Origin of the sequence: Micromonospora sp. CA-248089 (assembly GCF_050948515.1) — a bacterium.
In the GTDB taxonomy this organism is placed as follows: Bacteria; Actinomycetota; Actinomycetes; order Mycobacteriales; family Micromonosporaceae; genus Micromonospora.
On sequence record NZ_CP192016.1, the window covers coordinates 2066260 to 2077690 of the forward strand.

The following is an 11431-nucleotide window of genomic DNA, read 5'->3' on the forward strand; positions in this document are numbered from 1 at the left end:
CTCTACGTACCCGCCGGGTCCGCCGCTGGTCATGCGGCGGGCGACGCCCGGACGGGCTCCCCGGCGGACGCCGCCGGGGAGCCCGTCGCGTGCCGGTCAGGCGCGCGTGCTCCACTGCTGGTTGGTGCCGCCGTGGCAGTCCCAGAGGTTGATCCTGGTTCCGTTGGCGGTGCCGTAGCCGGCCGCGTCCAGGCAGCGCCCGGACTGCACCCCGCTGATCGTGCCGTTGGCGTTGAGGTTCCACTGCTGGTTGGGCTGGCCGTTGCAGTCCCAGATGATCACGCTGGTGCCGTTCGCGGTGCCCCGCCCGCTGGCGTCCAGGCACTTGTTGCCGAGCACCTGCAACTGCTTGGTCGAGGTGTAGGTCCAGCGCTGCATCGTGCCGCCCCAGCAGTCGTAGAGCTGCACCGCGGTGCCGTTCGTGGTGCTGCCGTTCGGCACGTCCAGGCACCGGCCCGAGCCGGCGCCCACGAGCTGCACGTTCTGGTACGTGCCGCCGCTGCTCCCAGGGGTGCCGATGCTGCCGGACACCGACTGCAACGCGCGGTACCAGACCGCGGCCATCTTGTCGTAGCCGGTGGCGGTCGGGTGGACGCCGTCGATCAGGTCGGCGGTGGTCAGCGCCGAGTACTGGTCGACCAGGTGGACGCGCTTGCCGGCGTTTACCTTCGACTGCACGATCCCGGGCAGCGCGGCGTTGAACGTGCGTACCGCCGCCGCCTGGCCGGAGTTGGCGAGCGGGATGATCTGCGCGACGAACACGTCCGCGTTCGGCGCGGTGTTGGTGATGCGGTCGATGAGCGAGGAGAGCCGGTTCGGCGCGGTCGACACGTTGTAGTTCTGCAGGATGTCGTTGGTGCCGATGTGCAGCAGCACCGTGCGCGGCTGGTAGGCGTTCAGCCAGCCGGTGATGTTGGCGTCGATCTGGTCGATGCGCCAGCCGGGGTGACCCTCGTGGTCGTGGTCGCCGAGGTTGCCCGGCCCGTTGAACTGGGAGCCGACCAGGTCGACCCGGTAGCCGCCACCGGCCAGCCGCTGCCACAGGCCGATCCGGTAGCCGCCCGGCACCTGCGTGCCCTCGGTGATGGAGTCACCCAGCGGCATCACCCGGGTGCCGCCGTTGGACTCGGCGCCCGCCGGCCCGGCGGGCGTGAGCACACCGGCGGCCAGCAGCGCCAGCGCGGCGCCCGCGGTGAGCCACTTCCTCGTTCTGGTACGCATTACTGCTCCTCTCACGGGCTGGTGCAGGTCAGGGAGGGGATGATCGGCGAGCCGTTGGCGATGAAGCCGAACGTGGTGGAGCCGGACGCGGGCACCGAGCCGTTGTACGCGGCGTTGCGGACGGTCGCCGTGGAGCCGCTGGTGCTCAGCGTGCCGCTCCAGACCTGGCTGATGCTCTGGCCGCTCGCGAGGTTCCATCGCACGGACCAGCCGTTGAGCGCCGCCGCGCCGGCCGTGACCGTGACCTCGGCCTGGAATCCGCCCGACCAGGAGTTCGTGGTGCGGTAGGTGGCGGTGCAGGCGTCACCGCTCGGCGGCGGCGTGGTGGGCGGCGCAGTGGTCGGCGGGGGATCGATCGGCGGCGGCGTGGTGGTCGGCGGGTCGGTGGGCGGCGGCGTGCTCCCGGCGGGGGTGAACCGCCAGTGGTCGATGTTGAACAGCGAGCCGCTGCCGCCGGTGAACCGCAGGTAGAGGTCATGGGTGCCGGTGGCGCCGCTGACCGCGCAGGTCGTGTCGGCCCAGGTCTGCCAGCCGCCGGTGCCGGACACCCGGCAGGTGCCCACCACCGGGCCGCTGGTCCCGTCCAGCCGCAGCTCGATGGTGCCGCCGCTGCCCGCGGAGGCCACCCGGGCGGTGTACGAGGTCGCGCCGGTCCCGAAGGCGACGCCCTTGATCTTGAGGTAGTCGCCGTTGTCGATGAAGCCGACGTTCATCCCGCCGCCGCTGGCCGGCTCGGTCTCCACGCCGGACGCCCAGGCGCTCGTCTCGGCCTCCTGCCGGACATACGGGTTGAGCGTGCCGATCTGCGGCGCGCCGGTGGTGGTCATGTTGATCGTCGGGATCGAGCCGTCGGCGCCGTAGGAGAACTTCTCCACCGCCACCGACCTGGTGAAACCGCCGCCGCCGGGCAGCGCGCCGTTGTGGTAGAAGAAGTACGAGCCGCCCTTGTAGTCGGTGATCCCGGGGTGGTTGGTGAAGCTGCTGCCCTGGGTGGGCATGACGGTGCCGCGGTACGTCCACGGTCCCAGCGGCCCGGGCGCGGTCGAGTAGGCGATGAACTCCGAGCAGCACTTGGCCGCGAAGACCATGTAGTAGAGGCCGTTGCGCTTGTACACCCACGGCCCCTCCTCGTAGAGGGTCGGCCGGTTCGCGTCCCCGGTCCGTGCCCCGAAACCCGCCGCGGTCAGCGGGATCTGGGTCGGGCTGCCCGAGTACGAGATCATGTCCGCGTTCAGCTTGACGTACCACAGGCGGGGGTTGCCCCAGTACAGGTACGCCTGGCCGTCGTCGTCGATGAACACGGTGGGGTCGATCTCGCCGTTGCTCACCAGCGGGCGCCCGATGGCGTCCCGGAACGGCCCGGTCGGGCTGTCCGCCACCGCCACCCCGATGCCCATCTGGCCGGTCGCCCGCACGACCATCGGCACGTACCAGTAGAACTTGCCGTTGCGGTGGACCGCCTGGCCGGCCCACGCGTCCTGCTTGGCCCAGCTGAACGTGGCGAGGCTGAGCGGCGATCCGTGGTCGGTCCAGTTCACCATGTCGTCGGACGAGTAGACCCGCCATTCCTTCATGGTGAACCAGGTCGAGTTGTCCTCGTCGTGGCCGGTGTACAGGTAGACCCGGTTGTTGTACACGAGCGGGGCCGGGTCGGCCGTGTAGATGGTCTGCACGATCGGGTTGTCCGCCCGGGCGGCGGTCGGCTTCAGCCCGCCGGCGATGGCCGGGGCCAGCCCGAGCAGGGCGAGCATGGTCACCGCCAGGGCGAGCCATCGTCTGGTCCGGCGGTCGGTTCTCCATAGCGTTGACGTCACAGGTCTTCTCCCGGGGTAGGCCGCGCCGCGGCGGATGATGTGGTCGGCGAGGGTCGGGCCGTCACGCCCGGCTCCACTTCTGGCTGTTCGCGCCGGTGCAGGCGGACAGGACGATCGCGGTGCCGTTGCCGGTCCCGCCGCCGTTCGGGCTCAGGCACAGTCCGGACTGGACGCCGGTGATCGTGCCGTCGGTGTTGACGTTCCACTGCTGGTTGGTGCCGCCGTTGCAGTCCCAGATGATCACCCGGGTGCCGGACGAGGTGCCCTGCCCCTCGGCGTCCAGGCACTTGCTCCCGTACACCTGGAGCTGGCGGCTCGACGTCGCCGTCCACTGCTGGTTGGTCCCGCCGTTGCACTCCCACAACGTCACCTGCGTGCCGTTGGTCTGGGACTGGTTCGGCACGTCCAGGCAGCGGCTCGAGTTGGGGTTGAGCCACGCGCCGCTCGTACCCCCGGGGTTGCCGCCCGGGCCGGCGACCACCGCCAGGTTGTCGAACTGGGCGGTCTGGCCCTGGCTGGTGCCGAAGCCGACCTGGCCGGTGTCGAACGTGGAGTCGGTGACGGTGCCGACCGTCGTGCCGTCGATGCTCGCGGTGATGGTGGTGCCGGAGAAGCCCAGCGCGAGGCTGTGCCAGCGGTTGGTGCCCAGCGCCGCGACGTTCCCGCTGCGCAGCGTGGCGAGCCGCCCGGCGGTGTTGTTGCGCAGGATGGACCACGCGCCGGAGTCGGTGACCCGGAGGAAGTAGCCGTTGTAGCGGCCGATCGGATCGAGGTTCGTGGTGCCGACGCGGCCCATGATCTGGGCGTAGCCGGACTGTTCGAGCAGCGCGTCGGCCGAGACCGTGTAGTTGCCCCAGTTCAGGTTGCCGCCGTAGGTCGCCGGGTCGGCGAGGGTCTTCCAGGTGATCGGCGCCTGCGCGGACATCTGGCGCAGGCACATGCCGGCCCGGCCGGCGCCGCAGCCGACGATCTCGAACGCGCCCTGCATGTCCTGGAGGTACTTCGGGATCCGCCCGCCGGCGTAGCTGTCGAAGTCGTCGCGGTACGGCAGGCTCAGCGAGCCCTGGGCCGGGCTGGTGGCGGTGCCCTTGCCCTGACCGGTCGTGGTGGTGACGGTGTAGAGGTGACCGGGCTGGGCGGTGAACGAGTACGACCCGCCCGACGGGGTGATGTCCGCGCCGCGCACGAAGAAGTCGTTCGGGTTGTTCGAGTTCAGGTTCGTGGACCAGATGTGCACCTGGCCGGTGGACAGCCCGCCGGTGACGTTCATGGTGACCTGCTGGGCCGCGGTGGCGTCCATGGTCTCGACGACGGTGCTGTAGTCGCCGGTGGTGGGCGAGCGCAGCGACACGTAGCTGCCGTTGTTGCGGTTGCCGCCGAGGTAGCCCGAGGCCGAGTCCAGGTAGCGCCAGCCGGGCGCGGTGAACTGGGTGGTGTGCGCCAGCGCCCAGGTGTTCTTGCCGACCGAGTACCAGCCGGACCAGGGCTGGTTGGCCAGGATCAGCCCGACCGTGGACCAGGGCAGGTTCGGGGTGATGGCGGCGATCAGGTCCCAGTTGAGGTAGGCGACCATCCGGCCGTCGATGTAGCCGCGGTTGATGCCGCGGGCCAGCGGCTTGGCGCCGTCGTTGTAGTCCTGCGAGCCGCCCTCGCTGTTCCACAGCGTCTTGCCGGTGGAGGTGGCTGTCGACGACACGGTGCATGTGGTCTGCGCGCTGAGGTAGCCGCACGGGTAGTGGCCGCTGAGCACGTCGATGCTGTTGCGCAGCGTGGCGTTGCCGGCCACGGCGTTGGCCGGGCCCCAGCTGCCGGGGTAGTCGTCCCCGTAAATGATCTTCACGCCGCTGTAGCCGGCGGCGTTCAGCGCCTGGCGCAGGCTGATGGTCCAGTTCGCGTCCGTCCGCTTCTCGTTCTGGGCGGCGGTGATGTAGTCCATGGTGAGGTTGTGCTGCCGCGCGCAGCCCAACCAGTCCACGAAGTAGTTGATCATGTCTTGAGACATGAAGTTGCCGTTGCCGATCCACCCGGGAGCACCCCAGGGCAGCGCCGCCAGCTTGATGGCGGGGTTGCGGGCCTTGGCCTGCTCCATGATCCACCACTGGTAGCCACGGTTGCAGTTGAGATCGCCCCGGACGTGCTCGTGGCTCGGCTCCGAGCCGCTGGTGGAGTTGGTGTCGCCGCCCATCTCGACCTTGAGGATCTGCAACGCGGCGCCGTAGCCGGGCTTGAACAGGTAGTCCAGGATCTGCCCGCGCTGGGGTTCCGGGTAGTCGATCAGCAGCCGGCTGTTGCCGCCGCCGCCGCTGACCGCGCCGACCCCGTCGAACGTCTGGCCCCCGGAGGCGCCGTTGACGGTGATCGTGGTGGCCGCCTGGGCGGGGCTCGCGGCGAGCGCGAGGCCGCCGCCGGTGGCCGCCAGGGAGAGGGCCAGGGCGGAGATGACGAGACGCGATGGTCCGGATCGGACGGACCGGGGACGGGGGATCACCATGACGGCTCCTCGGGTACGCGCGACCGTCCGGCCGGCGGGGCCGGGTGTCGCGAGTTGTGGGTAACCGTCGGTGTAAACGCTAACAAGAGTTGCGTGCCGGTCCTGAGGTACTGGTGGTGGTGGCCTGCGGGATCGAGAATGTTAGCGCAAACATCGACCAGAGTTAATTAGAGCACATCCCGGCGCCGGGCGGGACCTCACGTTGTTCCGGCCGGTGCCGGGCCGAGGGCGGCGCAGTGCCACCCCCGGCCCGGCACCCCTGTCCGGGGTCGGCGGTCCGGTCAGGGGCTGGTGCAGCTGACGCCGCTGGGTGCGGTGGCGCCGTTGCCGGTGGCGGTGAACCCGAACGTCGTCGAGCCGTTCGCGCCGACAGTGCCGTTGTAGTCGGCGTTGCGGACCGACACCGAGCCCGAGGTGCCCGTGTTGACGCCGTTCCAGAGGCTGCTGATCGCCTGGCCGGAGGCCAGGGTCAGGCGTACGGTCCAGCCGTTGAGCGCCGCCGCGCCGGCCGTGACCGTGACCTCGGCCTGGAAGCCGCCGGGCCAGGTGTTCACGGTCCGGTAGGTCGCGGTGCACGCGCCCGGCTCACCCGGCGGCGGCGTCGTGACCGGCGGAGTCGTGGGCGGCGCGGTGGTGACCGGCGGCGTGGTCGGCGGCACGGTGGTCGGCGGCGCCGTGGTCGGCGGCGTGGTGGACGCGAACTGGCTGAAGAACCGCCAGATCTCCCCCGACGTCCAGGTCCGGGAGTCGTTCGGGCTGCCCGACCCGTCGACCGGGCTGGGGGTGTGGTCGCCGTCGAACGCGGCCCACTGCACCGGGTAGCCCTCGCGGCAGCCGGAGTACGTGGTGGTGATGTGGGTGAGGCTGCCACGGCTCGGCTCGCGCGGGCTCTGCGCGGTGCAGCCGTTGTTGCGGACGAACGTGTCGCGCAGCGACCGGCCCATGGAGATGTTCAGCACGCTGTCGTAGGTGCCGTGGATGCCGAAGTAGGCGACCGGCTGGGTGCCGCCGTTGCAGCCGCTGAGGTTGGCGCCGGAGATGACGGTGACCGCGCGGACGATGTTGGGCCGGGCGCAGGCCACCGCGTAGCTCATCGCCCCGCCGTAGCTCCAGCCGAGCGCGAACCGCTGGGACGTGTCCACGCAGAGGTCGTTCTCGATCTGCCGGGAGATGTCGTCGAACAGCGTCAGGTCCCGGCCGTTGGTGTTGGCCCAGCCGTTGTCGATGCCCTGCGGCGCGACGAAGATCGTGCTGTTGTTCGACAGCGGCAGCAGGCCGTAGTAGCCGGCCGAGGCCACGTTGTTCGCCGAGCCGTTCAGCCAGTGGAACCCGAAGATCAGCCGGTACGGACGGTTGCGGTCGTAGCCGTCCGGGATGCGCAGGATGTAGCTGCGGTTCTGGCCGCCGCTGGAGATGGTGCGCGTCCCGCTGGACAGCGTGGGCGCCTTGCCGCAGCCGGCTGTCGCCGCGAGCGTGCCGTTCGTCGACGCCTGCGCTGTCTCGCCGAAGCTGCTGCTGAGCGCGCCCCCGGCCGCCGCCGCGAGGAGCATCGCCGCGGCGGCGATGGATGAGATGAGCGGTGTTCGTTTCGCCATTTGCTGGACTCCTTGCCCTGGGTGGCGGTGCAGGCCGGGCCGTCCGTCGATGCCGACGTCGCCTGCGAAGAGGGCGCGGAGCCGCGCGTGCGGCCGGGGCTGAAGTCGTCCGGTGGCCGCCTGCGTGGCGTGCATCGGCGGAGCGGCCCGGACTGGTCACCGACCGGCCGGGCGGCGAGGGAGATGCCTCGGGACGCCTTGCCGATTGCGGGGGTGACGGGGAGCGTGCCCTTCGCTCCCGTGCCGGAACATAGCAGGTTATCGATAACATGTTCAACCGCCCGGGCCCGGAGGAATGCCGGGTGGACCGCCGGGTGAGCGCTCACAGGAGCGCCCGGCGCGGGCGGCGCGGCCTGCTCAGACGCGGGCGGCCAGGGCCGTCAGGTCGCAGCCGGCGAGGGCGTCCGGCTGGGGTACGCGGGCGAGGTCCGCCTCGGCGAGCCCGAGCCGCCGGTACGCGGTGTGCAGCGCCGCGACCACGGCGCCCAGCGCGCCGGAGAGGTCACGCCCAGGAACAGCCGACGGTCTCGGCCTTCTTCGGTACGCCGTACGTAACGTTTTGATGAACCGTTGTGAACGCTGATGCTCGGGCTATCCCGCAGTTCGGGAGCGCTCTGATTTCACAGCGCGGGCGTGTTCAGTGAACACCGTTCACCCTATTGTTCACTCGTGCCTAATCCGGTAGAACACCAGGTAGGTCCGCAGCTCGGGCCATTCGCCTCGTGCTTCTAGGAGGGCTTCTCATGGCTCGTTCACACCGTCCGGGCGCCTCCTCGCCCGCGCTCTCCCGCCGCGGCGTCCTGCAGTTGGGTGGCAGCGTCGCGCTCCTTTTCGCCACCGGCGCCTGCGCCGCGGACAGCGGTAACAAGTCCACGGACGGCAAGTCCGGCGGTGCCTCCGCCAAGACGCTGCGCATCGCCGTCTCCAGCTACCTGTCGAGCTGGGACCAGGACTTCGTCGGCTTCGACCTGACCGCGCTGATGCTCTACAAGAACGTCTTCCCGTACCTGATCGACTACGGGGTCACCGACGCCGGCGGCAGCCAGATCCTCGACACCCAGAACATCACCCCGACGTTCGCCGAGTCGTTCGAGCCGGACGCCGAGCAGAAGGTGTGGACGCTCAAGCTGCGGCGCGGCGTGAAGTTCGCCAGCGGCAACGAGATGAAGGCCGCCGACGTGAAGTGGTCGAAGGACCGCGCGTTCGCCGCCCAGGCGAACGTGGCCGGCGTCTACCGCACCATCGGCCTGACCAGCGCCGACCAGGTCAAGGTCGTCGACGACTACACGGTCGAGTTCCACCAGGCGTTCCCGAGCGCCCTGACCCGGCAGATCCAGGCGATCTCGCTGTACGTCTTCGACTCGGTCGAGGCCAAGAAGCACGCGAGCGCGAGCGACCCGTGGGCCAAGGACTGGTTCGCGAAGAACCCGCCGACCGGCGGCTACTTCAACGTCGCCAAGGCCACCCAGGGCCAGGAGATCGAGCTCAGCGCGAACACCGACTACCCGGGCCCGGACCCGGCCAAGACGCCGACCATCCGGATCTCGGTGGTGCCGGCCGCCTCCAACCAGCGGCTCCAGCTCCAGGCCGGTGACATCGACATCGCCCTGGGCATCAGCCAGCGCGACATCCAGGACCTGAAGAAGGCGCCGGGCATCAAGGTCATCTCGGCGGCCAGCAACCGCCAGGTCGCGATCCAGATGTCGGTGACCGCCGCGCCGTTCAACGACGTGAACGTCCGCAAGGCGCTCGCGTACGCGGTGCCCTACGAGCAGATCATCAACAACGTGTACGGCGGCGACGCCCGCCCGGCCAAGAGCCCGGTCCCGCTGGACATGCCCGGCTACGACGAGAGCGGCTACCCGTTCACCTACGACCTGGACAAGGCGAAGGCCGCCATGGCCGCCGCCGGCCGGGCGTCGCTCGACTCCGAGCTGGTCTTCGAGGCCGACAACGAGGAGCAGCAGAAGATCGCCGTCCAGGTGCAGAGCGAGGCGGCGAAGGCCGGCATCCGGCTCAAGCTGACCCCGCTGGACCCGGCCACGCTCGGCGAGCGGCGGACCAAGAAGAACATCCCGCTGCAGATCACCTCTGGGCAGCTCTGGGTGGACGACGTCGAGTACATGCTGGCGACCAGCTTCGTCAAGGGCGCCAACCTCAACTACTCGAACTACAGCAACCCGGAGATCGAGCAGATCTACGAGAAGTCGCACACCACCGTCGACACCGGCGCCCGCAACGCGCTGTGGAAGCGGGTCCAGGAGATCCTCGCCGCCGACGTGCCGTGGGTGGTCATCTGCCAGCCCAACTTCAACCTGCCCGTCCGGGAATCCGTCGCCGGCTGGGTGCAGCCGATGGACGGCCTCGCCCGCCTGCGCTACCTGAGCGCATCGGCCTAGGGACACCACCCACCCATGCGTATCTTCCGCTTCGTCGTCAGGCGACTGCTCCAGCTGATCCCCGTTCTGCTCGGAGTGGTCGTCCTGGCCTTCCTCCTGGTCCGGGTGCTGCCGGGCGACCCGGTCCGCAGCATCCTCGGGCAGAACGCCACCGAGGAGGACGCCGCCGCGGCCCGGGCCCGCTTCGGGCTCGACCAGTCCCTGTGGCAGCAGTTCCTCGACTACCTCGGCGGGCTGCTCACCGGTGACTTCGGGACGTCGATCCAGAGCGGCAGCTCCGTGGGCTCGGAGATGGCGCTGCGGGTGGGTCCGACCCTGGAACTCGTCGTCATCTCGGTGAGCATCGCGCTCGTGGTGGCGACCGTGCTGGGCATCTGGTCGGCCAAGCGGGCCAACCGGGCCGGCGACCACAGCGTCCGGATCTTCGCGCTGGTCGGCAACTCCGTACCGGAGTTCTGGCTCGGCCTGGTGCTGGTGCTCGTCGGTTACAGCATCCTCGGCTGGTTCCCGGCGCCCAACGGCCGGGTCGACCCGGACACCGGCCTGACCCCGCTCACCGGTGCCGACCTCGTCGACGCCGTCCTCACCGCCAACGGGCCGGCGATCGCCTCGGCCGCGGCGTACCTGGTGCTGCCGGTGCTGACCCTCGTGGTCGGCGTGGTCGCCCCGCTGCTGCGCAGCGTCCGGGCCTCCGCACTCGAGGTGCTGCACTCGGAGTCGTACGCCGCGGCGAAGGCACACGGGCTGCGCGACCGCACGCTGCACTACGGCTACCTGCTGCGGGCGACGCTGGTCCGGCTGCCGTCACTGGCCGCGCTGGTCTTCGGCACGGCGATCGGCTCCACCGTGCTCGTTGAGTACGTGTACTCGTGGCAGGGCTTCGGCCAGTGGGCCCTGCGCGGCCTGCTCTACCGGGACTACCCGGTCGTGCAGGCGTCGGTGCTGGTCATCGCGTTGTGCTACGTGCTGGTGTTCCTCATCGCCGACGTGGTCCACGCGATCCTCGACCCGAGAGTGAGGCTCTGATGGCCGAGCTGCGAACCGTCCCCGACGGTCCCGCCGCCGCGCCGGTGGTCGTGCCCGGCGGCGACCGGGACAGCCGTTTCGCCCGCCGCATGATCATCGCCGGGGCGAGCATCCTGTCGGTGGTCGCGCTGCTGGCGGTGTTCGCACCGCTGCTGAGCCAGTGGGGCGAGACCGAGATCGACGCGGCGAACACGCTGGTCGCCCCGGGCGGCAGCCACCTGCTCGGCACCGACGGCAACGGCATGGACATCTGGAGCCGGATGCTCTACGCCGCCCGGCTCGACCTGGGCATCGCCCTGGCCGCGGTCGCGCTCGCCGTGGTCGTCGGCACGCTGCTCGGCCTGGTCGCCGGCTACTTCGGCGGCTGGCTCGACGACGTGCTGATGCGGGTGGTGGACATCTTCCAGTCGTTCCCCACTTTCATCCTGGCGCTGGCGGTGGCCGCCCTGCTCGGCAACGGCACCATCAACCTGATCATCACGATCGCGGCGGTGAACGCGCCGGCGTACGCCCGGCTCGTCCGCGCCGAGGTGCGGTCGCTGCGGGAACTGCCGTTCGTGGACGCCGCGATCACCTCCGGGGCGTCGCCGGTGGGCGTGCTCTGGCGGCACCTGCTGCCGAACAGCCTCACCCCGGTCCGGGTGATCGCGCCGCTGAACTGCGGCTGGGCCATGCTCACCCTGGCCGGGCTCTCCTTCCTCGGCCTGGGCGTGAGCATCCCCGAGGCGGAGTGGGGCGCCATGATCAGCCTGGGTGCCGCGGACGTGGTCGGCGGCCGGTGGTGGACCTCGGTCCCGCCCGGCCTGGCCCTGTTCGTCTGCGTCCTGGGATTCAGCCTGCTCGGCGAAGGCCTGCAGGACCGCGCGAACGCGAAGCGGCGGTGAC

General features: G+C 70.4%; 8 protein-coding genes. 3 read left to right on the forward strand and 5 right to left on the reverse strand.

Features of this window, described 5'->3' with window-relative positions:
* Nucleotides 1-96: 96 nt before the first annotated feature.
* The 5 genes from ACQP26_RS09925 to ACQP26_RS09945 form a co-directional block, all read right to left on the reverse strand.
* Nucleotides 97-1221, reverse strand: coding sequence for an RICIN domain-containing protein (locus ACQP26_RS09925; RefSeq protein WP_281578517.1), 1125 nt, complete (start codon nt 1219-1221; stop codon nt 97-99).
* Between the two features lie 11 nt (nt 1222-1232).
* Nucleotides 1233-2972: a family 43 glycosylhydrolase gene (locus tag ACQP26_RS09930; RefSeq protein ID WP_281580022.1), complete on the reverse strand. Its 1740-nt coding sequence runs from the start codon at nt 2970-2972 to the stop codon at nt 1233-1235.
* Nucleotides 2973-3096: 124 nt separating this feature from the next.
* Nucleotides 3097-5526 carry a ricin-type beta-trefoil lectin domain protein gene (locus ACQP26_RS09935; protein WP_433495542.1) on the reverse strand — a complete coding sequence of 810 codons (2430 nt, stop codon included), beginning with the start codon at nt 5524-5526 and terminating at the stop codon, nt 3097-3099.
* A 281-nt stretch (nt 5527-5807) separates the two neighbouring features.
* On the reverse strand, nt 5808-7121 hold the full coding sequence (locus ACQP26_RS09940; RefSeq protein ID WP_433495543.1) for a cellulose binding domain-containing protein: 1314 nt from the start codon (nt 7119-7121) through the stop codon (nt 5808-5810).
* Nucleotides 7122-7478: 357 nt separating this feature from the next.
* Nucleotides 7479-7601, reverse strand: a complete 123-nt coding sequence (locus tag ACQP26_RS09945; RefSeq protein ID WP_281578514.1) for a hypothetical protein — start codon at nt 7599-7601, stop codon at nt 7479-7481.
* A gap of 263 nt (nt 7602-7864) precedes the next feature.
* Between ACQP26_RS09945 and ACQP26_RS09950 the strand changes: the two genes are divergently transcribed.
* Genes ACQP26_RS09950 through ACQP26_RS09960 form a run of 3 tightly spaced genes read left to right on the forward strand, consistent with a single transcriptional unit; the run spans nt 7865 to nt 11430 of the window.
* On the forward strand, nt 7865-9520 hold the full coding sequence (locus tag ACQP26_RS09950) for an ABC transporter substrate-binding protein (protein WP_281578513.1): 1656 nt from the start codon (nt 7865-7867) through the stop codon (nt 9518-9520).
* A 15-nt stretch (nt 9521-9535) separates the two neighbouring features.
* Complete coding sequence (locus ACQP26_RS09955; RefSeq protein ID WP_013285149.1) at nt 9536-10546, forward strand: ABC transporter permease; 1011 nt, start codon at nt 9536-9538, stop codon at nt 10544-10546.
* The gene (locus ACQP26_RS09960) at nt 10546-11430 is read left to right on the forward strand and encodes an ABC transporter permease (protein ID WP_269700908.1); all 885 of its coding nucleotides are present in this window, start codon (nt 10546-10548) and stop codon (nt 11428-11430) included. The genes ACQP26_RS09955 and ACQP26_RS09960 overlap by 1 nt, the downstream gene beginning before the upstream one ends.
* The last annotated feature ends 1 nt before the right edge of the window (nt 11431 follow it).